Source organism: Flavobacterium sp. WC2421 (genome assembly GCF_040822115.1).
Lineage (GTDB): Bacteria > Bacteroidota > Bacteroidia > Flavobacteriales > Flavobacteriaceae > Flavobacterium.
On the sequence record NZ_CP162004.1, the window covers coordinates 1588117 to 1609384 of the forward strand.

The following is a 21268-nucleotide window of genomic DNA, read 5'->3' on the forward strand; positions in this document are numbered from 1 at the left end:
GAAAAATGTTACAGCCTAAAAGAACAAAATACCGTAAGGTACAAAAAGGTAAAATGAAAGGGAACTCTGGAAGAGGGCATGAACTTTCTAATGGAATGTTTGGTATTAAATCTGTACATGAAGATGGAATGTTTTTAACTTCTCGTCAAATTGAAGCAGCTCGTATTGCTGCTACACGTTTCATGAAAAGAGAGGGACAATTATGGATCAAAATATTTCCAGACAAACCAATTACTAAGAAGCCTCTTGAGGTACGTATGGGTAAAGGTAAAGGAGCAGTTGAGTATTGGGCTGCCGTTGTTAAACCCGGAAGAATTATGTTTGAAATTGGAGGAGTACCTTTGTCAGTTGCAAAAGAGGCGTTACGTCTTGCAGCTCAAAAGCTTCCAGTAAAAACTAAATTCGTTATTGCTAGAGATTTCGAAGCATAATCTATATTATATTATGAAACAATCAGAAATAAAAGATCTTTCTGCAGCGGAGTTGCAAGAAAAACTTAGTCAAACTAAGAAGGCATATGCCGACCTAAAAATGGCTCACGCTATTTCTCCAATTGAGAATCCACTTCAAATTAGAAGTGTGAGAAGAACAGTTGCAAGATTAGCTACTGAACTTACAAAAAGAGAGTTACAATAATTGTAATCTGCTGAAAGATGGAAGAAAAAAGAAATTTAAGAAAAGAAAGAGTTGGTGTTGTAACTTCGGACAAAATGGATAAATCTATTGTTGTTGCAGAAGTGCGTAAAGTAAAACACCCATTATACGGTAAGTTCGTGTTGAAAACAAAGAAATACGTTGCACACGACGAAACAAACGACTGTAACATTGGAGATACTGTAAGAATTAGCGAAACGCGTCCTTTAAGTAAATCAAAATGTTGGAGATTAGTTGAAATCCTAGAAAGAGCTAAATAATTATGGTACAACAAGAATCAAGACTAAAAGTAGCAGATAACACTGGAGCAAAGGAAGTTTTAACTATCCGTGTTTTAGGAGGTACCAAAAGAAGGTATGCCTCTGTTGGTGACAAGATTGTAGTTTCTATCAAAGATACAACTCCAAACGGAAGCGTTAAAAAAGGAGCTGTTTCAACTGCAGTTGTTGTACGTACCAGAAAAGAAGTGAGAAGAGCCGATGGTTCTTATATCCGTTTCGATGACAATGCATGTGTTCTTTTGAACGCTGCAGGGGAAATGAGAGGAACTCGTGTTTTTGGACCGGTAGCAAGAGAACTTCGTGAAAAACAATTCATGAAAATTGTATCATTAGCACCAGAAGTGCTTTAATTCGTTTTAAGATGATAAAGCTAAAAATAAAAACAGGTGACATCGTAAGAGTAATTGCTGGAGATCACAAAGGATCAGAAGGTAAAGTATTACGTGTTGACCGTGAGAAAAACAAAGCAATCGTTGAAGGTGTAAACATGGTTTCAAAACACACGAAACCAAGTGCAAAAAGCCCTCAAGGTGGTATTGTGAAAAAAGAAGCTTCTATTCAAATTTCTAACATCTCTCTAATTGATCCTAAAACTAAGGAAGCAACTAGAACTGGAGTTAGAGTTGAAGGAGATAAGAAAGTAAGATTTTCAAAAAAATCTAATCAAGTACTATAGTAATGGCATATACACCTAGACTAAAAGAAGAATATAAGAGTAGAGTTATCTCTGCTCTTACAGAAGAGTACGGATATGTAAACGTAATGCAAGTTCCTAAATTGGAGAAAATCGTTTTAAGCCGTGGAGTTGGAGCAGCAGTTTCTGATAAAAAATTAATCGACTATGCGGTTGATGAATTGACAAAGATAACTGGACAAAAAGCAATATCTACTATTTCAAAGAAAGACGTTGCGTCTTTTAAATTGAGAAAGGGAATGCCAATTGGAGCAAAAGTTACTTTGCGTGGAGAAAGAATGTATGAGTTTTTAGATAGACTTATTACTTCAGCTTTACCACGTGTTAGAGATTTCAGTGGTATTAAAGCTACTGGTTTCGACGGAAGAGGAAACTATAACCTTGGTGTTTTAGAGCAAATCATTTTCCCAGAAATTGATATTGATAAAGTAAACAAAATATCTGGAATGGATATCACTTTTGTTACTTCTGCTCAAACTGATAAGGAAGCAAAGTCATTATTGGCTGAATTAGGATTACCTTTTAAAAAGAATTAAGATATGGCTAAAGAATCAATGAAAGCCCGTGAGGTTAAGAGAGAAAAAACGGTAGCTAAATATGCTGAGAAAAGAAAAGCTTTGTTAGAAGCTGGAGATTTCGTAGGTTTGCAGAAATTACCGAAAAATGCTTCGCCAGTTCGTTTGCATAATAGATGTAAATTAACAGGTAGACCAAGAGGGTATATGCGTCAGTTCGGTGTTTCACGTGTTACATTTCGTGAAATGGCTAATAATGGATTGATACCAGGTGTTAAAAAAGCTAGTTGGTAAAAAATTGAATTTTAATTGGTTAAAGGTTCGAAAGAAAGTCTGGAGAAAACCATAATCGCAAATTAATACATATGTATACAGATCCTATTGCAGATTATTTAACAAGGGTTAGAAACGCTGTGGCTGCAAACCACAAAGTTGTCGAAATCCCTGCATCTAATCTAAAAAAAGAAATAACTAAGATCTTATTTGATCAAGGTTATATCTTAAGTTACAAATTTGAAGACAACGCTGTTCAGGGTTCGATCAAAATTGCTTTGAAGTATGATAAAGATACTAAAGAGTCAGTAATTAAAGATATCCAAAGAATTAGTAAACCAGGTTTACGTAAATATTCAAGTTCAGCTTCTATTCCTAGAATCCTTAATGGATTAGGAATTGCTATTGTTTCTACATCAAAAGGTTTGATGACTGGAAAGAAAGCCAAACAACTTAATGTTGGTGGAGAAGTAATTTGTTACGTATACTAATAAAAAGACTATAAGATGTCAAGAATAGGTAAAAATCCAATTGTAATCCCTGCTGGTGTAACTGTAGAAGTTAAAGACGGTATTATTACAGTTAAAGGAAAAAATGGTCAACTTACACAGGAGTTTTCGGACGTTACTGTAACGGTTGAAGACGGTCAAGTTCAAGTGGATAGATCGTCTGATCACAAAGACCAAAGAGCAAAACACGGATTGTACAGATCTTTAATCAATAACATGATTATCGGTGTAACTGACGGTTTTACAAAATCATTAGAATTGGTAGGAGTTGGTTATAGAGCTTCTAATCAAGGACAAAAATTAGATTTAGCTCTTGGATATTCTCACAATATTGTTTTAGAAATTGCTCCAGAAGTAAGTTTAGAAACTATATCTGAAAAAGGTAAAAACCCAATTGTTAAACTAACATCGTTTGACAAACAACTTTTAGGTCAAGTTGCGGCAAAAATTAGAGCTTTCCGTAAGCCTGAGCCGTACAAAGGAAAAGGTGTTAAATTTGTAGGTGAAGTATTAAGAAGAAAAGCAGGTAAATCAGCTTAAAAAATAAGATTATGTCATTAACGAAACCTGAAAGAAGACAAAGAATTAGATTCAGAATTAGAAAAACGATTAGTGGTACTGCTACTAATCCAAGACTTTCTGTATTTAGAAGTAACAAAGAAATTTATGCTCAACTTATTGATGACGTAAACGGAGTTACTTTATTGGCTGCTTCTTCAAGAGAAAAAGAAATAGGTAAAGGTACGAACATTGAAGTGGCAACTGCAGTTGGAAAACTAGTTGCTGAGAAAGCTATTAAAGCTGGAATAGATGTAGTAACGTTCGATAGAGGAGGTTATTTATATCATGGTCGTATTAAATCATTAGCGGAAGGCGCGAGAGCGGCTGGACTTAAATTCTAATATAGTATGTCTAATAGTAAATACAAGAATGTAGAGTTAGTAAAGCCTAGTGGTCTTGAATTAAAAGATCGTTTGGTAAGTGTAAATCGTGTTACTAAGGTTACAAAGGGTGGTAGAGCTTTTGGTTTTTCTGCTATTGTAGTTGTAGGTGATGAAAATGGTGTTGTAGGACATGGATTAGGAAAATCTAAAGATGTTTCTGAAGCAATTGCGAAAGCAGTAGAAGATGCTAAGAAAAATTTAGTAAAAATTCCTTTGAATGGTCAATCAGTACCACACGAACAAAAAGGTAAATTTGGTGGTGCACGTGTATTTTTAATTCCTGCCTCTCATGGTACAGGAGTTATTGCTGGTGGAGCTGTTCGTTCAGTTCTTGAGTCAGTAGGTATTCACGATGTATTATCTAAATCTCAAGGATCATCAAATCCTCACAACGTAGTAAAAGCAACTTTTGATGCTTTATTACAAATGAGAAGTGCTTATACTGTTGCAAAACAGAGAGGGCTTTCTTTAGAAAAAGTTTTTAAAGGTTAATTCAAGGAAATTATGGCTAAATTATTAGTAAAACAAGTTAGAAGTAAAATCAACTGTCCACTTGATCAAAAAAGAGGATTAGAAGCTTTAGGTCTACGTAAAATGGGTCAAGTTGTAGAACATGACTCAAACCCTGCAATCCTTGGGATGATAAACAAAGTTAAACACTTAGTTTCTGTAGAGGAAACTAAATAACAAATACTGTTATGAATTTAAGTAACTTACAACCAGCTGAAGGGGCAACGCACAATCAAAATAAGAGATTAGGTAGAGGAGAAGGTTCTGGAAAAGGTGGTACTTCTGCAAGAGGTCACAAAGGAGCAAAATCTCGTTCTGGATATTCTAAAAAGATTGGTTTTGAAGGAGGGCAAATGCCACTTCAAAGACGTGTGCCTAAGTTTGGTTTTACAAACATCAATCGTAAAGATTACGAAGGTGTGAATCTAGATACGCTTCAATTATTAGTTGATAATGGTATAATTACAGATGCTGTCGATATGACAACTTATGTAGCTAACCGTTTGGCAACTAAAAATGAAATCGTTAAGATTTTAGGAAGAGGAGAATTGAAAGCAAAATTAAAAGTAACTGCTCACAAATTTACTGCTACTGCAAAAGCTGCTATTGAAGCTGCTGGAGGAGAAGCTGTAACAATATAATTTTTCAATTTATGAAGAAATTTATTGAGTCAATAAGTAATGTTTGGAAAATCGAAGAACTAAAAAACAGAATCCTAATCACATTAGGTCTGCTTTTAGTTTATCGTTTTGGAGCACACGTTACGCTTCCGGGAATCGATGCAACACAATTAAATAGTTTAGCTGGCCAAACCAAAAGTGGTATTGGATCTATCTTAGACATGTTTACGGGTGGAGCTTTCTCTAAAGCGTCAGTTTTTGCTTTAGGAATTATGCCTTACATTTCTGCATCTATTGTTGTTCAACTTATGGGAATTGCTATTCCTTATTTGCAAAAACTTCAAAATGATGGAGAGAGTGGTAGAAAAAAGATTAATCAGATTACACGTTGGTTGACTATAGTTATTACTTTAGTACAAGGACCAACATATATCTATAATCTATATAGAACTTTACCTAGTAGTGCATTTTTATTAGGGTTTAATTCTTTTGAATTCTTATTTTCTTCAGTAATTATCTTAGTTACAGGTACAATTTTTGCCATGTGGTTAGGAGAAAAAATAACTGATAAAGGAATTGGAAATGGTATTTCGCTTTTAATTATGGTTGGTATACTTGCTAGATTTCCTCAGGCATTTATACAAGAATTTACAACTAGGGTTACTAATAACAACGGAGGACCAATGTTATTGGTTATCGAAATTATTATTTGGTTATTGGTTATTGTTGCTTGTGTTTTATTGACTATGGCAATTAGAAAAATACCAGTTCAGTACGCTCGTCGTACTACTTCAGGAGATTATGAACAAGATTTAATGGGTGGTAATAGACAATGGATTCCTTTGAAGCTTAATGCTTCAGGAGTGATGCCTATTATCTTTGCTCAAGCAATTATGTTTATTCCTGCTGCTGTTGCTGGGTTATCAAAATCTGATGCATCACAGTCTATTGTTGGTGCTTTTAGTAACATGTTCGGTTTTTGGTATAATTTTGTATTCGCAACATTAATTGTTGTATTTACTTACTTTTATACTGCGATTACTGTTCCTACTAATAAGATGTCTGATGATTTGAAAAGAAGTGGTGGTTTTATTCCAGGTGTTAGACCAGGAGTTGAAACTTCTGATTTTCTTGACAAGGTGATGTCTTTGATAACTTTCCCAGGATCTTTATTTCTTGCTCTAATAGCTGTGTTCCCAGCGATTGTTGTAAGTCTTATGGATGTTCAACAATCTTGGGCAATGTTTTTTGGGGGTACCTCATTAATCATTATGGTTGGTGTTGCAATAGATACAATTCAACAAATCAATTCATACTTGTTAAACAAACATTATGATGGTTTAATGAAAAGTGGAAAAAATAGAAAAGCAGTAGCTTAATTTTATGGCAAAACAATCAGCAATAGAACAAGACGGATCAATCATTGAAGCATTATCAAATGCGATGTTCCGTGTAGAATTAGAGAATGGACATATCGTTATTGCTCACATTTCTGGAAAAATGCGTATGCATTACATCAAATTATTACCTGGTGATAAAGTGAAACTAGAAATGAGTCCTTACGATTTGTCAAAGGCAAGAATTACTTATAGATATTAAAGGATATTCACAATGAAAGTTAGAGCATCAGTAAAAAAGAGAAGTCCCGAGTGCAAAATTGTGCGTAGAAAAGGGAGATTGTACGTTATAAACAAAAAGAATCCTAGATTTAAACAAAGACAAGGATAGTTATGGCAAGAATAGCAGGGGTAGATATCCCGAAAAACAAGAGAGGTGTTATAGCACTTACCTACATCTTCGGATTAGGAAATAGTAGAGCTATTGAGATTTTAGAAAAAGCTCAAGTAAGCCAAGATAAAAAAGTTCAAGACTGGAATGATGACGAGATCGGAGCAATTCGTGAAGCTGTATCAGCATTCAAAATTGAAGGAGAATTACGTTCTGAAGTTTCTTTAAACATCAAACGTTTAATGGATATTGGTTGTTACAGAGGTATCCGTCATAGAACTGGTCTTCCTTTAAGAGGACAAAGAACTAAGAATAACTCTAGAACAAGAAAAGGTAAAAGAAAAACTGTTGCTAACAAGAAAAAAGCAACTAAATAATAAGTAATATGGCTAAAGCAACTGCAAAAAAACGTAAAGTTATCGTTGAATCAACGGGAGAAGCTCATATTTCTGCTACCTTCAATAACATCATCATTTCTTTGACAAACAAAAAAGGTGAAGTTATTTCTTGGTCTTCAGCTGGTAAAATGGGTTTTAGAGGTTCTAAAAAGAATACTCCATACGCAGCCCAAATGGCAGCAGAAGATTGTAGTAAAGTAGCTCTTGAAGCAGGACTTAAAAAAGTGAAAGTGTATGTTAAAGGACCAGGAAACGGACGTGAGTCTGCTATCCGTTCTTTGCATAACGGTGGAATTGAAGTTACAGAGATTATCGATGTTACTCCAATGCCTCACAACGGATGTCGTCCTCCAAAAAGACGTAGAGTTTAATAATATATTTAAGTATAACTAGGTAGAATATACGATTATCGAAGGATATGACCTGAATTCATAATCTCTACCTTAATTTAATTTTTAGAAATGGCAAGATATACTGGTCCAAAAACTAGAATTGCTCGTAAATTTGGCGAAGCAATATTCGGAGATGACAAATCTTTCGAAAAAAGAAATTACCCACCTGGACAACACGGGATGGCTAAAAAAAGAGGAAAAAAATCTGAATATGCAATCCAGTTAATGGAAAAGCAAAAAGCTAAATATTCTTACGGAATTTTAGAAAAACAATTCAGAGGTTTATTCAAAAAAGCATCAGCTACTAAAGGTGTTACTGGTGAAGTTCTTTTACAATTATGTGAGGCAAGATTAGATAACGTTGTGTTTAGAATGGGTATTGCTCCTTCTAGAAGAGGCGCTAGACAATTAGTTTCTCACAGACATATCACTGTAAATGGTGATGTAGTAAATATTGCTTCTTACCACCTTAAACCTGGTGATAAAGTTGCTGTTCGTGAAAAATCTAAATCATTAGAAGCTATCGAACGTTCTTTATCTAATTCAAGTCATGTTTATGAATGGATTACTTGGAATAATGATGTTAAAGAAGGTACTTTTGTAACTGTACCAGCTAGACTTCAAATTCCAGAAAACATTAAAGAACAATTAATCGTAGAGTTGTACAACAAATAATAATTGACTTAGTCGAAATTTATGGCAATATTTAATTTTCAGAAGCCCGATAAAGTTATCATGATCGATTCAACCGATTTTGAAGGTAAGTTTGAATTCAGACCTTTAGAACCAGGATACGGATTGACCGTTGGTAATGCACTTAGAAGAGTTTTGCTTTCAGCATTAGAAGGTTATGCAATTACATCTGTCCGCATAGAAGGTGTAGATCATGAGTTTTCTACTATCTCAGGAGTTGTTGAAGATGTTACCGAAATTATTCTTAATCTTAAACAAGTACGTTTTAAGCGTCAAATTGAAGATATAGATAATGAAGCAGTTACTATTTCTGTTTCTGGTAAAGATCAATTAACAGCAGGTGATTTTCAAAAATTTATCTCAGGTTTCCAAGTTCTAAACCCAGAACTAGTTATTTGTAATTTAGATAGTAAAATCAAACTGAACTTCGATTTAACAATCGAAAAAGGTAGAGGATATGTTCCTGCTGAAGAGAACAAAAAACAGAATGCTGCAATTGGAACCATTTTTACAGACTCCATTTTTACTCCGGTAAAAAATGTAAAATATGCAATTGAAAACTTCCGTGTAGAGCAAAAAACAGATTATGAAAAATTAGTTTTTGAAATAAAAACTGATGGTTCTATTAATCCAAAAGATGCACTTACTGAAGCTGCCAAAGTTCTAATTCACCATTTCATGTTGTTCTCTGACGAAAGAATTACACTTGAGGCTGATGAGATCGCACAAACAGAATCATATGATGAAGAATCATTACACATGAGACAATTGCTTAAAACTAAGCTTGTTGATATGGATTTATCTGTTAGAGCATTAAATTGTTTGAAAGCGGCTGAAGTTGATACACTTGGTGATTTAGTATCGTTCAATAAAAATGACCTAATGAAATTCCGTAATTTCGGTAAAAAATCTTTAACAGAGCTTGATGAACTTGTGGCTGTGAAGAATTTGAACTTCGGTATGGATTTAGCAAAATACAAACTAGATAAAGAATAAATTACTTCATATTTTGATCTCCAAAGCGGATAGTATCAAGATGAAAGTATAAAAATACACGTCATGAGACACGGAAAAAAATTCAATCACTTAAGCAGACAGACTGCACATAGAAAATCTATGTTAGCTAATATGGCTTGTTCTCTTATTGAGCACAAACGTATTAACACAACTGTAGCTAAAGCAAAAGCGCTTAAACAATTTGTTGAGCCTTTAATAACAAAATCTAAAACTGATACGACTCACAATCGTCGTATTTGTTTTGCTTATTTACGTAGCAAATATGCCGTAACTGATTTATTCAGAGACGTAGCTGCTAAAGTAGGAGACCGTCCAGGTGGATACACGCGTATCATTAAAGTTGGAAATCGTTTAGGAGATAATGCTGATATGGCAATGATCGAATTAGTAGATTTCAATGAACTTTACAATGGTGGTAAAAAAGAAGTTAAAAAAGCTAAAAGCCGTCGTGGTGGAAAAGCTAAAAAAGCAGATGAAGCTACGGAAGCTCCCGCTGCTGAAACTGAAACAACTACAGACGCAGCTGAATAGTTATGAAAATAATCATTCAATAAAATTTAAGGATAAGCTATTTATAGTTTATCCTTTTTTTTTGTTTTTTTTGGAGCAAATAAACAATAGTTTTTTGCACTTATTTCCTGCTGTTCATTCTATCTTTTACTTTATAAAGAATAAAGTAAAAGGATGTCATTACCATCAGGGCTATTTTATAACTTTTTTATTTTATAATAAAATTTAAAAGTTTGCATCCATTGTATTAATGAATTAAATTTGCAAAATATTTAACTACGTATGGAATGAGTTTTAATTCCATGAGATTATTAAAATATAAAATCTACTAATGAAATATACAACACGACAAAGTGCCATACTTTTACTAAGTGATGGTACAATTTTTCACGGAAAATCTATTGGAATCAGCGGAACTACTTTTGGGGAAGTTTGTTTTAATACTGGAATGACTGGATATCAGGAGATTTTTACTGACCCATCTTATTTTGGACAAATCATGGTAGCGACTAATGCTCATATTGGAAATTATGGCGTAAATGAAAAAGAAATAGAATCTGATAGTATTAAAATTTCTGGATTGGTTTGTAAAAACTTTAGTTTTAATTATTCTCGTGAAGATGCTACTCAAAGTTTAGAGGATTATTTTATTAAAGAAAACCTAATTTGTATCTCAGATGTTGATACGCGCGCATTAGTAAGTTACATTAGAGATAATGGAGCAATGAACGCTGTAATTTGTACGGATGGCTCTTCTGTTGAAGAATTGAAAGTTGCCTTAGCTAATGTTCCAGATATGAAAGGTTTGGAATTAGCTTCTAAAGTTTCTACTAAATTGCCTTATTTTTATGGAGAAGAAAATGCTACTTATAAAATATCAGCTTTAGACTTAGGAATTAAAACAAATATTCTACGTAATCTTGCAAAAAGAGATTGTTACATTAAAGTTTTTCCTTTTGACTCCTCGTATGAGGATATGGCTTCTTTTAATCCTAACGGTTATTTCTTGTCTAATGGGCCTGGAGATCCTGAACCGCTTTCTAGTGCAATACAAGTTGCTAAAGATATTTTGGCAAATGATAAACCTTTATTTGGAATCTGTTTAGGGCATCAAGTAATCGGTTTAGCTAATGGAATTTCAACTTATAAAATGTTTAATGGACATAGAGGGATTAACCATCCAGTAAAAAACTTGATTTCTGGTAAAGGGGAGATTACATCTCAAAATCACGGTTTTGCTGTAAATAAAGAGGAACTAGAACGCAATCCAGATTTAGAAATTACGCACGTACATCTTAATGATGGAACTGTTGCTGGAATGCAAATGGTAAATAAAAATTGTTTTTCTGTACAATACCATCCTGAAGCAAGTCCTGGTCCGCATGATTCTTCTTATTTATTTGATCAGTTTATTGCAAATATTAATAAATAATAATTTTAGTATACAAGTATAAAAGGTCTAACTTATATGTTGGGCCTTTTTTTTATATACCAAAAGGATAAGTTTCGGGAAATAGTTTTTTATCAACCTGTGTATGTATAGGATGTAAGGCTGTTGTTTTATCAATATAAATAAAAGCATCATATCGTTTTGGTAAAATGGTAGGGACGTAATTTCCAAATCGTTCGTGTTCGGGATTGTATACTACTCCTATGGCTCTATGTCCAATGTAGTCTTCCATGCATTTCTCTTCTCTTACCTTGTTCATTAGTAATAATCTATTTTGACCTTCAGAAGCTTTATGAAAGAGGTATTCCCAGCTGCCTTCTTCTGCTTTAGGAACTTCTATTTTTCTCATAGCATCGCCCCAATTTCGTCCTGCTATGACACTTCCTACATAGGAGCCAAATCCTACTGATATTACACCCTCAGTTTGGTATTGTTCTTTTAATAATTGACCTACATTTACCATTCCTTCGGATGCCATGTCAGTTGCACGCGCGTCCCCTATATGGGTGTTGTGTTCCCAAACTATAATTTTTGAATTTGTACCATGGTATTTAAGCAGTCGTTCTATAGTAGCTACCATATGTTCATCTCTTATATTCCATGAAGCAGAACCACGTTTTATCATTGCAAGGTAATATTTTTCAGCATTTCTAGCTATATAGGCATTTTGTTCTGTACTCATTACATTTTCGGCATCTGAGTTATAATTTGGTACGTTTTTTCTGATTTCAATAAGTAGATCCAGAATTTCTTTTTCGCATAAAATGGGTACAAACGCCGAGGCTCTTGCATACGACTGGCCTTCGTCTTTGGAATAAGGTTCGTAGCATTCAATCGCTTTTTTTGCAATGGCCAATGCTTTTGTGTCGTGTTTTTCTAAATATTGGATTATAGAAGCCATGGAGTCTCTAAAACTATATACATCTAGTCCGTAGAAGCCTATTTTTTTATTCTCTGATAAGTCTCTATTGTAGGATTTAAGCCAATCAATAAATGCGGCTATTTCCCAATTTGCCCACATCCAAGTTGGCCAGCGCTTAAACTCATTCATAACATTATAGATGTCTTTACCAGAATCGATGTAGCCTTTAGAGTACCGATTTAGTCGGTAGCAATCTGGCCAATCTCCTTCTACTCCTATAAAGGAAAAACCTTTTTCTTGTATTAAACGTTGCGTGATTTTGGCTCTCCATGTATAATATTCATGGGTTCCGTGTGATGCTTCACCAAGTAAGACATATTTTGCGTCACCAATAAAATCAATTAATGGGTCTAAATCTTCTAGTTTTTCTAAAGGAGAGGAAGTGGTTTTTAATAGATCTTCAATTGCATTATTGCATTTTTTTCTTTTTAAATCATTTAAAGTTCTCATTATCTTTATTTTATTTGAATTAAGTATGTTTTTATGAACTTAAAAAAAATGTAAAATGTATAAATATCTTATATAAAGTTATATTAATATACTGGTAATCAATAATTTAAACATATAAATATATGTTAACTTGTGTCTTATAGTTAGCGAAAGTGTAATTGTCGATTTATAATTAATTGAGCTATTTTTTTTAGATATAAAAAAAATAGTCATAAATTATCATTATAATTTTTATAAAACAGTAGGAATCACATATTTTAAAAAATAATTATAACGTTTTCGTTAATAACATTCATTATTTTCATTAAATCATTACAAAAGATAGAATATATTTGTATTTTAAATTTTAAAATAAAGTAGTATGAGTATTATTATCAAAATTCACGCAAGACAAATTTTCGATTCAAGAGGAAATCCTACAATAGAAGTAGATGTAATTACAGAAAATGGTGTTTTAGGACGGGCAGCAGTTCCTTCTGGAGCTTCAACTGGTGAACATGAAGCAGTAGAATTACGTGATGGTGGAAAAGCTTTTCTAGGAAAAGGAGTTTTAAATGCGGTGAAAAATGTTAATACCGTTATTGCCGAAGAATTGATCGGTACTTCAGTTTTTGAACAAAACTTGATTGACCAAACAATGATTGATTTAGATGGGACTGCAAACAAATCAAACTTAGGAGCTAATGCAATTTTAGGAGTTTCTCTTGCTGTTGCAAAAGCAGCGGCAAATGAATTAGGTTTGCCTTTATATAGATATGTAGGAGGTGTTTCTGCAAACACTTTACCTGTTCCTATGATGAATATCATCAACGGAGGTTCACATTCTGACGCACCTATTGCATTTCAAGAATTTATGATTTTTCCAGTAAAAGCAACTTCTTTTACACATGCTATGCAAATGGGAACTGAAATTTTTCATAGTCTTAAAAAAGTGCTTCATGATAGAGGTTTGAGTACTGCAGTTGGAGATGAAGGTGGTTTTGCTCCAAATTTACCTGGAGGAACTGAAGATGCATTAGATACAATCAAAAAAGCAGTTGAAAATGCGGGTTATACTTTTGGAGACGAAATTATGATCGCTTTAGATTGTGCTGCTGCTGAATTTTATGTAAACGGAAAATACGATTATTCTAAATTTGAAGGGGAAACTGGAAAAATTAGATCTTCTGCTGAACAAGTAGATTATTTAGCTGAATTAGCTGCTAAATACCCTATTATCTCTATTGAAGATGGAATGGACGAAAATGACTGGGATGGATGGAAATTATTAACTGAAAAAATAGGTGATAAAGTACAATTAGTTGGTGATGATTTATTTGTTACAAATGTAGAACGTTTGTCAACAGGGATTCAAAAAGGAATTGCTAATTCTATACTTATTAAAGTAAACCAAATTGGTACATTAACTGAAACTATTGCTGCAGTTAACATGGCGAAAAATGCTGGATATACTTCAGTAATGTCACATCGCTCAGGAGAAACAGAAGATAATACAATTGCTGATTTAGCAGTTGCATTAAATTGTGGGCAAATAAAAACAGGATCTGCTTCAAGATCTGACCGTATGGCTAAATACAATCAATTATTAAGAATTGAAGAAGAGCTAGGAAATACTGCGTATTTCCCAGGTCTAAATACTTTTAAAATAAAATAAATTTTTTATTTACTATTATAGAGAGCCATTCGTTTTATACGAATGGCTTTTTTTATTAAATTTAACAATATCATTATAGTTTTATCTTTTTATTTAATGTTATTATCCTTAGATTTGATAAATTATTAAATATTAAGATTTATTTGCAAAATATTATGTCAAAAACAGCTATATTAGAAATTGATGGTAAAAAATACGACTTTCCTATAATTGAAGGGAGCGAAAATGAAGAAGCTATCGATATTAACAAATTACGTGATTTAACAGGGATTATTACTTTAGATCCAGGGTATAAAAACTCAGGTTCTTGTACAAGTAAAATTACTTTCTTAGATGGTGAATTAGGGATTTTACGTTATAGAGGGTATTCAATAGAAGACTTAGCTGATAAAGCTGATTTTTTAGAAGTTTCATTTCTTTTAATATTTGGAGAATTACCTACAGCTGCTCAATTAGAGCAGTTTGAAGTTGATATTAGAAAGCATACTTTGGTTAACGAAGAGATGAAAAACATCATTGACGGTTTTCCAAGAACAGCTCATCCAATGGGTGTTTTGGCAGCTTTAACAAGTGCTTTAACTGCATTTAATCCTAAGTCGGTAAATGTTGACAATGAAAAGGAAATGTACCACGCTGTTTGTAAAACAATGGGTAAATTTTTAGTTATTGCAACTTGGACTTATAGAAAAAGCATGGGGTATCCTTTAAATTATTATGATAATACTAAAGGGTATGTAGAAAACTTTATGCGTTTAATGTTTGAATTGCCAACTGAGCCTTACAAGGCAAATCCTGTAGTGATTGATGCATTAGATAAATTGTTTATTTTACATGCTGATCACGAACAAAACTGTTCTACTTCAACTGTAAGAATGGTTGGGTCTTCTCATGCAGGTTTATTTGCTTCTATTTCTGCAGGAGTTTCTGCACTTTGGGGACCTCTTCATGGAGGTGCTAATCAAGCCGTTCTTGAAATGTTAGAAGAAATACATAAAAACGGAGGTGATACTGATGCTTATATGGCTAAAGCCAAAGATAAAAATGACCCTTTTAGATTAATGGGTTTTGGACATCGTGTTTATAAGAATTTTGACCCTCGTGCTAAAATTATTAAAAAGGCAGCTAATGAAGTTTTAGAAATATTAGGAGTTGACGATCCTATTCTTGAAATTGCTAAAAAATTAGAAGCGGCTGCTTTAGAAGACGAATATTTCAAGTCAAGAAATTTGTATCCTAATGTAGATTTCTATTCAGGAATTATCTATAGAGCTTTAGGAATTCCTACTGATATGTTTACTGTAATGTTTGCTATTGGAAGGTTACCGGGCTGGATCGCTCAATGGAAAGAAATGCGTGAAAATAAAGAGCCTATTGGTAGGCCAAGACAAATATATACTGGTGCAGCCTTAAGAGATTTTAAGAAACCAGAATAAATAAAACCAGAATCAAAAGCTTCACTACTAGTGAGGCTTTTTTTTTATCTTTGTCTAAAATATTATAAAAACATATGCTAGAATTAAAAGTAAATAATGAGACTTCAAAGTTGAGAGCTGTTGTGTTAGGGACTGCAGTTAGTAACGGACCAACTCCTTCAATTGATGAGGCATATGATCCTAAATCATTGGAGCATATTTTAGCGGGAACTTACCCAGTAGAGGAAGACATGGTTGCTGAAATGGAGGCTTTTCATGCTGTGCTGAAAAAATACCAGGTAACAGTTTTTAGACCTGAGTTAATTGATAATTGTAATCAGATATTTACTAGAGATATTGGATTTGTTATTGATGACACTTTTATTAAATCCAATATTTTACCTGATCGTGAAATGGAATTGGATGCAATCCAGTATATAATTGATCAAATTAATCCAATCAAAGTGGTACGCCCTCCTGAAAATGTACATATAGAAGGTGGTGATGTTATGTTGTGGAATAATTATATTTTTGTTGGTACTTACAAGGGAAGTGACTATGCGGATTATATAACAGCAAGGACAAATAAAGAAGGAGTCCAATTTATTAAAGATTTGTTCCCTAATAAGATTGTCAAAGAATTTGATTTGGTTAAATCTAAAACGCAAGCAAGAGATAATGCTTTACATCTAGATTGTTGTTTTCAATCAGTTGGTCTAAATAAAGGAATAATTTATAAAGGCGGATTTAGATCTGAAGCAGATTATATGTATTTAGTAGATTTATTCGGAGAAGACAATTTATTTCATATTACAAGAGAGGAAATGTATCATATGAATTCGAATATATTTTCAATAGATACAAATGTGGTAGTCTCGGAAAGAAATTTTACAAGACTAAATGACTGGTTAAGATCGAATGGATTTATTGTGGAAGAAATTCCATATGCAGAAATTTCTAAACAAGAAGGTTTGTTGAGATGTTCGACTTTGCCATTAATTAGAGAATAATTTACAGTAGAGATGCATGGTAGTGCGTCTCAATAATTTAAAATAATCAAAATGAAACAAACAACTAATTCTATTTTAATGATTCGCCCGGTGGCGTTTCGTATGAATGAACAAACGGCTGTAAATAATTATTATCAAAAAGTGCTGGATGGACTTTTACCAGCAACAGTAAATGCTAAAGCACAACAAGAATTTGACACTTTTGTTGAAAAACTGAGAGCTGTTGGTGTTGATGTTACGGTTGTGGATGATACTTTAAATCCAGATACACCAGATAGTATTTTTCCAAATAACTGGGTTTCTTTTCATGAAAATGGAGATGTGGCTCTTTACCCTATGTTTGCCGAAAATCGTCGTGTGGAACGTCGTGAGGAAATTTTGGATGATTTAGAAGAAAAAGGATTTAAAATCGAAAATATTGTTGATTATACTTCTGCTGAAGAAGATGGTTTTTTCTTGGAAGGAACAGGAAGTCTACTTCTTGATAGAGCCAATGAAAAAGCATATTGTGCATTATCTCCTAGAGCCGATGAAGAGTTGTTTATAGAATTCTGTGAAGACTTTGATTATGCACCTGTTTTATTCGAAGCTTTTCAAACGGTCAATGGGGAGAGAAAACTTATCTATCACACTAATGTAATGATGTGTTTGGGTGAAACTTTTGCAGTTATTTGTGCAGATTGTATAGATGACAAGAAAGAACGCAAAATGGTTTTAGAAAACCTAAAAAAGGATGGTAAAGAAATCATTTTAATCACAGAAGCTCAAGTAAATAATTTTGCAGGAAATATGCTTGAAGTTCGTGGAGCGGATGATAAGAGATACCTTGTAATGAGTGCTGCAGCGCATCAAAGCTTGAAACCAAAACAAATTGAACAATTAGAAAAACATGCTACAATTCTAAGTTCAAGTTTAGACACAATAGAGGCTTGCGGTGGTGGAAGTGCCAGATGCATGATGGCAGAAATATTTTTGCCTAGAGTTTAACTCATAAAAGATCTTAATTTAGAATGCCCCAAGAAGTAGAATTACTTTTTGGGGCATTTTTATTTTTTATCTTCTTTATTTACTTCATAAAATTGGTTTCGACAATTGTTATGATTGAGCTAATAATGTATTGAACCCCAATTGCAATAACAATAAAACCTACTATTCTTGAAATAGCTACAATTCCTGAAGCTCCCAGTATTTTTGCTAAATAATGAGCGCTTTTTAATGTGATGAAAATAGCAATGGCAACGGCTAAAATAGCTAAAACAGAAATAATAATATCCGATATGTTTTGGTGTTCGTGATAAAAAGCAATCAGTAATGAGATAGAACCAGGGCCAGCTAGCATTGGAATAGCAAGAGGTGTTAAAGCAATGTCGTTTCTTTTTTGCGCATCATTCTCTACCTTTTTATTTACCCCTCTTTTCTTGTTGAAATTCCCTGTTAGTAATGAAAATCCTGATGTGGCGATAATAATACCGCCAGCGATACGTAATGCTTCAATACTTATTCCAAAGAAAGACAAAACGTATTCACCAAAGAAAAACGAGATAATTAAAATGATAAAAACATTGATAGCGGTCCATAATGAAATTCTGGAACGTTCTTTTTTGTCATCGTCCATGGTGAGTCCTACAAAAATAGGAACAGTTCCAATTGGGTTTAAAACGGAGAAAAGCGCAGCAAATAAATAAATAAAAAGTTCCATGTTTTTTTGCGAAATTAGTGTGTTTGATTCAAGAAAAGAGTCTCCTTTAGTTTAAGAAAAGGTTATAATAAAAAGAAAAAGAAAATGATTTTTACTTTAGAAAAAATGAAAGATATTAATTTAATTGAAAACAAGCTATAGTATTTCACTACTTTTGCAAAAAATAAATAATTGCAATACAATGAAAAATAAAAAAACTTTAGTTCTTGGTGCTTCAACAAAACCAGAAAGATATGCTTTTAAAGCAATTACAATGCTTGTTGATAAAGGGCACTCTGTTTTGGCAATTGGGCAAAACAATGGTGAAGTAGCCGGAATTAAAATTAAGACTAAAGCGATTCCTTTGTCAAATATTGATACAATAAGTTTGTATTTAAACCCTGCTCGTCAACGTGATTATTACAATTATATAGTAGAGGCAAAGCCAAAACGTGTGATTTTTAATCCTGGAACAGAGAATCCTGAGTTGTATCAACTTTTAGAATTAAACAATATAAAGTCGGAGGTAGCGTGTACGTTAGTGCTATTGACGACTAATAGATATTAATTTTTATAGGAGCTAATTCCTGCTATCCGTTGCAATCTTTTCCTTTTTTAAAGGAAAAAAGGAAAAGGATTTCCACTGCTATCAGGGCTAAAAATCTAGAACGTTATTTTTTCTGTGGATGATTTGCTTATTAAAAGTAACCCAGAAAAAGTAATCAGACCGTTAATGATGATTAATTCGTTGTCAAAAACGTATCCAAAAAACAATGCTTTTGAATTCTCACTTATTAAAAAAGTAATTGCTGGAGATAAGACGCAAACTATTGGTACTAATTTATCTATTACTGTTTTTGATTTCATAAATAGCCCAAAACAATAAAGCCCTAATAATGGTCCGTAAGTATAAGAAGCAACTCTAAATATCATTCCTACCACTGAGCTATCGTTTACTGCATTAAAGAATACAATTACTAGAAACATTAAAAACGAAAAGCCTACGTGAACAAAATGTCTTGTTCGCACTACATTAGGTTTGTTTAAATTTTCGGTTTTATCCATATTTAAAAAATCGACACAAAAAGAAGTCGTAAGTGCTGTTAGTGCTGAATCTGTAGTAGCAAATGTCGCTGCTGTCAGTCCCAATAGAAATATAATGGACGGAATAAGACTCAAGTGATGAAATGCAATTTCAGGAAAAAGTAAATCAGTCCTTGGTTTGCCCGTAACTAAATCCGTAGGAACTTCAATTCCATTTTTAGCGGCGTAAATATACAATAGTGCCCCAACGCTCAAGAAGAATATATTAATTAGAACAAAAATTCCAGTAAATGTAAACATGTTTTTTTGAGCCTCGCCTATAGTGGCGCAACTCAAGTTTTTTTGCATTAAATCCTGGTCTAACCCAACCATGGCTATAGTAACAAATATACCCCCCAGGATTTGTTTAACAAAGTGAAATTTACTCGTCAAGAAATTTTCAAAGAAAAATATTTTAGAATAATTACTGTTTTTTACTTCTTCAAAAGCATCTATAAAGCTCAGGTTTAAACTTTGGCAAATAAAATAAATAGTTAGGAATACGGAGGTAACGAGGAAAAGAGTTTGTAAAGTATCTGTGATGATAATTGTTTTTAATCCCCCTCGATAGGTATAGGCAAAAATTAATGCCAATGAAATCAATACTGTAGCAGCAAAAGGGATTCCATAAAAATCAAATACAAAGCGTTGTAAGACGATAACAACAAGATATAATCGAAATGCAGATCCAATAGTTCTACTGATAAGAAAAATAGTAGCGGCAGTTTTGTATGAGTAAGTCCCAAGTCTTCTTTCGATATAGCCATAAATAGAAGTCAAATTCATTCGGTAGTATAGTGGCAGTAGGATTTTTGCAATAATTATAAAACCTATGGCATTTCCTAAAACAAATTGAAAATACTTGAATTGCTCACCACTAGGCGCGCCCACTTCACCAGGTACGGAGATGAAAGTCACGCCAGAAAGAGCTGTTCCTATCATTCCAAAAGCAACTAGATACCATTTTGAGTTTTTATTGGCTTTAAAAAAAGCTTCATTTCCACTGTTGTTTTTACTCGTAATATGAGAAATCGTAAATAAGATTCCGAAGTAAATAAGGATAAGTGATAGAATTACGAATGGTGTCATCTTTTGTATTTTGAAGAGCCAAAATACAATTTTTTGTTTAATGGGAAATTTGTTAGTTTGTTTATTTAAAAAAGTGCGGTTTTACAAGATGGATTCAAGAAATAACGCAATAATTAAATAAACAATTTGTTACATTTGTAGTTATGGAATTTTCTTCAAAATTAATAGAGAAAGCAGTAAACGAAATAGCTCAATTACCTGGTATAGGTAAAAGATCTGCTTTGCGTTTGGCACTGCATTTATTGAAACAACCCAAAGAGCAAACTGGTTTTTTAGCTCAAGCATTAATAAATATGCGAGAGGATATCAAATATTGTGAGAATTGCCATAATATTTCGGACAGTGTTACTTGTGAAATTTGTGCCAATAAAAATAGAAACCATCAAATTGTGTGTGTAGTTGAAGACATTCGCGATGTAATGGCTATTGAAAACACAGGACAGTTTAGGGGAATATATCATGTGTTGGGAGGGAAAATTTCGCCTATTGATGGGGTGGGTCCTAGTCAGTTAAAAATTAGTACTCTTGTTGAAAAGGTAAAATTGGGAAATGTAAGCGAGGTAATCTTTGCGTTAAGCTCCACAATGGAAGGGGACACAACAAATTTTTATATTTTCAAACAAATTGCCCATTCTGATGTTGTAGTATCAACAATTGCTCGAGGAATTGCTGTTGGTGATGAACTTGAATATGCGGATGAAGTTACTTTGGGGAGAAGTATATTGCAAAGAGTTCCATTTGAAAAGTCATTCAAAAATAATTAATTTATATTAAAAATAACT

The 21268-nt window shown here is 33.2% G+C and carries 31 protein-coding genes; 28 read left to right on the forward strand and 3 right to left on the reverse strand.

Features of this window, described 5'->3' with window-relative positions; genetic code table 11:
• The first annotated feature begins 5 nt into the window (after positions 1-5).
• The 22 genes from rplP (at position 6) to carA (ending at position 11170) form a co-directional block, all read left to right on the forward strand.
• Positions 6-431: a 50S ribosomal protein L16 gene (gene rplP / locus AB3G33_RS06670; protein WP_367757203.1), complete on the forward strand. Its 426-nt coding sequence runs from the start codon at positions 6-8 to the stop codon at positions 429-431.
• A gap of 13 nt (positions 432-444) precedes the next feature.
• Positions 445-636 (forward strand): 50S ribosomal protein L29, encoded by a 192-nt coding sequence (gene rpmC, locus AB3G33_RS06675; protein ID WP_035668115.1) that lies wholly within the window; start codon positions 445-447, stop codon positions 634-636.
• Positions 637-653: 17 nt separating this feature from the next.
• Positions 654-914 (forward strand): 30S ribosomal protein S17, encoded by a 261-nt coding sequence (gene rpsQ / locus AB3G33_RS06680; RefSeq protein WP_016989323.1) that lies wholly within the window; start codon positions 654-656, stop codon positions 912-914.
• Positions 915-916: 2 nt separating this feature from the next.
• Positions 917-1285 (forward strand): 50S ribosomal protein L14, encoded by a 369-nt coding sequence (gene rplN, locus AB3G33_RS06685; protein ID WP_007136556.1) that lies wholly within the window; start codon positions 917-919, stop codon positions 1283-1285.
• Between the two features lie 11 nt (positions 1286-1296).
• The gene (gene rplX / locus AB3G33_RS06690) at positions 1297-1611 is read left to right on the forward strand and encodes a 50S ribosomal protein L24 (RefSeq protein ID WP_026707009.1); all 315 of its coding nucleotides are present in this window, start codon (positions 1297-1299) and stop codon (positions 1609-1611) included.
• 2 nt (positions 1612-1613) lie between these two features.
• Positions 1614-2165: a 50S ribosomal protein L5 gene (rplE, locus tag AB3G33_RS06695; protein WP_367757206.1), complete on the forward strand. Its 552-nt coding sequence runs from the start codon at positions 1614-1616 to the stop codon at positions 2163-2165.
• Between the two features lie 3 nt (positions 2166-2168).
• Positions 2169-2438, forward strand: coding sequence for a 30S ribosomal protein S14 (rpsN, locus tag AB3G33_RS06700; protein ID WP_126745308.1), 270 nt, complete (start codon positions 2169-2171; stop codon positions 2436-2438).
• Between the two features lie 71 nt (positions 2439-2509).
• The gene (gene rpsH / locus AB3G33_RS06705; protein WP_072945389.1) at positions 2510-2908 is read left to right on the forward strand and encodes a 30S ribosomal protein S8; all 399 of its coding nucleotides are present in this window, start codon (positions 2510-2512) and stop codon (positions 2906-2908) included.
• Positions 2909-2923: 15 nt separating this feature from the next.
• A complete protein-coding gene (gene rplF / locus AB3G33_RS06710; RefSeq protein WP_367757209.1) occupies positions 2924-3466 on the forward strand; it encodes a 50S ribosomal protein L6 in 543 nt (180 codons plus the stop codon).
• A gap of 11 nt (positions 3467-3477) precedes the next feature.
• On the forward strand, positions 3478-3828 hold the full coding sequence (gene rplR, locus AB3G33_RS06715; RefSeq protein WP_367757211.1) for a 50S ribosomal protein L18: 351 nt from the start codon (positions 3478-3480) through the stop codon (positions 3826-3828).
• Between the two features lie 6 nt (positions 3829-3834).
• A complete protein-coding gene (rpsE, locus tag AB3G33_RS06720; protein WP_187017211.1) occupies positions 3835-4362 on the forward strand; it encodes a 30S ribosomal protein S5 in 528 nt (175 codons plus the stop codon).
• A 12-nt stretch (positions 4363-4374) separates the two neighbouring features.
• Positions 4375-4557 carry a 50S ribosomal protein L30 gene (gene rpmD / locus AB3G33_RS06725; RefSeq protein WP_187010092.1) on the forward strand — a complete coding sequence of 61 codons (183 nt, stop codon included), beginning with the start codon at positions 4375-4377 and terminating at the stop codon, positions 4555-4557.
• A gap of 11 nt (positions 4558-4568) precedes the next feature.
• On the forward strand, positions 4569-5021 hold the full coding sequence (gene rplO, locus AB3G33_RS06730) for a 50S ribosomal protein L15 (RefSeq protein ID WP_367757213.1): 453 nt from the start codon (positions 4569-4571) through the stop codon (positions 5019-5021).
• Positions 5022-5032: 11 nt separating this feature from the next.
• Positions 5033-6379, forward strand: a complete 1347-nt coding sequence (secY, locus tag AB3G33_RS06735; RefSeq protein WP_367773562.1) for a preprotein translocase subunit SecY — start codon at positions 5033-5035, stop codon at positions 6377-6379.
• A 4-nt stretch (positions 6380-6383) separates the two neighbouring features.
• On the forward strand, positions 6384-6599 hold the full coding sequence (gene infA / locus AB3G33_RS06740) for a translation initiation factor IF-1 (protein ID WP_007136545.1): 216 nt from the start codon (positions 6384-6386) through the stop codon (positions 6597-6599).
• Between the two features lie 12 nt (positions 6600-6611).
• Positions 6612-6728, forward strand: a complete 117-nt coding sequence (ykgO, locus tag AB3G33_RS06745; protein WP_008992256.1) for a type B 50S ribosomal protein L36 — start codon at positions 6612-6614, stop codon at positions 6726-6728.
• Positions 6729-6730: 2 nt separating this feature from the next.
• Entirely contained in the window at positions 6731-7105 is a 375-nt protein-coding gene (gene rpsM / locus AB3G33_RS06750) for a 30S ribosomal protein S13 (protein WP_073210387.1), read from the forward strand.
• 8 nt (positions 7106-7113) lie between these two features.
• Positions 7114-7497, forward strand: coding sequence for a 30S ribosomal protein S11 (gene rpsK / locus AB3G33_RS06755; protein WP_024981527.1), 384 nt, complete (start codon positions 7114-7116; stop codon positions 7495-7497).
• Between the two features lie 90 nt (positions 7498-7587).
• Positions 7588-8193, forward strand: coding sequence for a 30S ribosomal protein S4 (rpsD, locus tag AB3G33_RS06760; RefSeq protein WP_187017215.1), 606 nt, complete (start codon positions 7588-7590; stop codon positions 8191-8193).
• Between the two features lie 21 nt (positions 8194-8214).
• A complete protein-coding gene (locus AB3G33_RS06765; protein WP_066080995.1) occupies positions 8215-9207 on the forward strand; it encodes a DNA-directed RNA polymerase subunit alpha in 993 nt (330 codons plus the stop codon).
• Between the two features lie 63 nt (positions 9208-9270).
• Complete coding sequence (rplQ, locus tag AB3G33_RS06770; RefSeq protein ID WP_040473600.1) at positions 9271-9759, forward strand: 50S ribosomal protein L17; 489 nt, start codon at positions 9271-9273, stop codon at positions 9757-9759.
• A gap of 310 nt (positions 9760-10069) precedes the next feature.
• Positions 10070-11170: a glutamine-hydrolyzing carbamoyl-phosphate synthase small subunit gene (gene carA / locus AB3G33_RS06775; protein WP_367773565.1), complete on the forward strand. Its 1101-nt coding sequence runs from the start codon at positions 10070-10072 to the stop codon at positions 11168-11170.
• A gap of 52 nt (positions 11171-11222) precedes the next feature.
• Here the strand turns inward: carA and AB3G33_RS06780 are convergent, their stop codons facing one another.
• Positions 11223-12560 carry an erythromycin esterase family protein gene (locus AB3G33_RS06780; RefSeq protein ID WP_367773567.1) on the reverse strand — a complete coding sequence of 446 codons (1338 nt, stop codon included), beginning with the start codon at positions 12558-12560 and terminating at the stop codon, positions 11223-11225.
• 361 nt (positions 12561-12921) lie between these two features.
• Here AB3G33_RS06780 and eno point away from each other — a divergent pair, with 361 nt between their 5' ends.
• From eno to ctlX, 4 genes are all read left to right on the forward strand, one after another.
• Positions 12922-14214, forward strand: a complete 1293-nt coding sequence (eno, locus tag AB3G33_RS06785; RefSeq protein ID WP_367773569.1) for a phosphopyruvate hydratase — start codon at positions 12922-12924, stop codon at positions 14212-14214.
• Positions 14215-14369: 155 nt separating this feature from the next.
• Entirely contained in the window at positions 14370-15647 is a 1278-nt protein-coding gene (locus AB3G33_RS06790) for a citrate synthase (protein ID WP_367773571.1), read from the forward strand.
• Positions 15648-15721: 74 nt separating this feature from the next.
• Positions 15722-16636 carry a dimethylarginine dimethylaminohydrolase family protein gene (locus AB3G33_RS06795; RefSeq protein WP_367773573.1) on the forward strand — a complete coding sequence of 305 codons (915 nt, stop codon included), beginning with the start codon at positions 15722-15724 and terminating at the stop codon, positions 16634-16636.
• 51 nt (positions 16637-16687) lie between these two features.
• Positions 16688-17623, forward strand: a complete 936-nt coding sequence (ctlX, locus tag AB3G33_RS06800) for a citrulline utilization hydrolase CtlX (RefSeq protein ID WP_367773575.1) — start codon at positions 16688-16690, stop codon at positions 17621-17623.
• Between the two features lie 79 nt (positions 17624-17702).
• Here ctlX and AB3G33_RS06805 read toward each other — a convergent pair whose 3' ends face one another.
• Positions 17703-18335 carry a MarC family NAAT transporter gene (locus AB3G33_RS06805; RefSeq protein ID WP_367757235.1) on the reverse strand — a complete coding sequence of 211 codons (633 nt, stop codon included), beginning with the start codon at positions 18333-18335 and terminating at the stop codon, positions 17703-17705.
• Positions 18336-18516: 181 nt separating this feature from the next.
• Here AB3G33_RS06805 and AB3G33_RS06810 point away from each other — a divergent pair, with 181 nt between their 5' ends.
• Positions 18517-18882: a CoA-binding protein gene (locus AB3G33_RS06810; protein ID WP_367773577.1), complete on the forward strand. Its 366-nt coding sequence runs from the start codon at positions 18517-18519 to the stop codon at positions 18880-18882.
• A 95-nt stretch (positions 18883-18977) separates the two neighbouring features.
• Here AB3G33_RS06810 and AB3G33_RS06815 read toward each other — a convergent pair whose 3' ends face one another.
• Entirely contained in the window at positions 18978-20486 is a 1509-nt protein-coding gene (locus AB3G33_RS06815; protein WP_367773580.1) for a sodium:solute symporter, read from the reverse strand.
• A gap of 143 nt (positions 20487-20629) precedes the next feature.
• Here AB3G33_RS06815 and recR point away from each other — a divergent pair, with 143 nt between their 5' ends.
• Positions 20630-21250, forward strand: a complete 621-nt coding sequence (gene recR / locus AB3G33_RS06820; RefSeq protein ID WP_367773582.1) for a recombination mediator RecR — start codon at positions 20630-20632, stop codon at positions 21248-21250.
• The last annotated feature ends 18 nt before the right edge of the window (positions 21251-21268 follow it).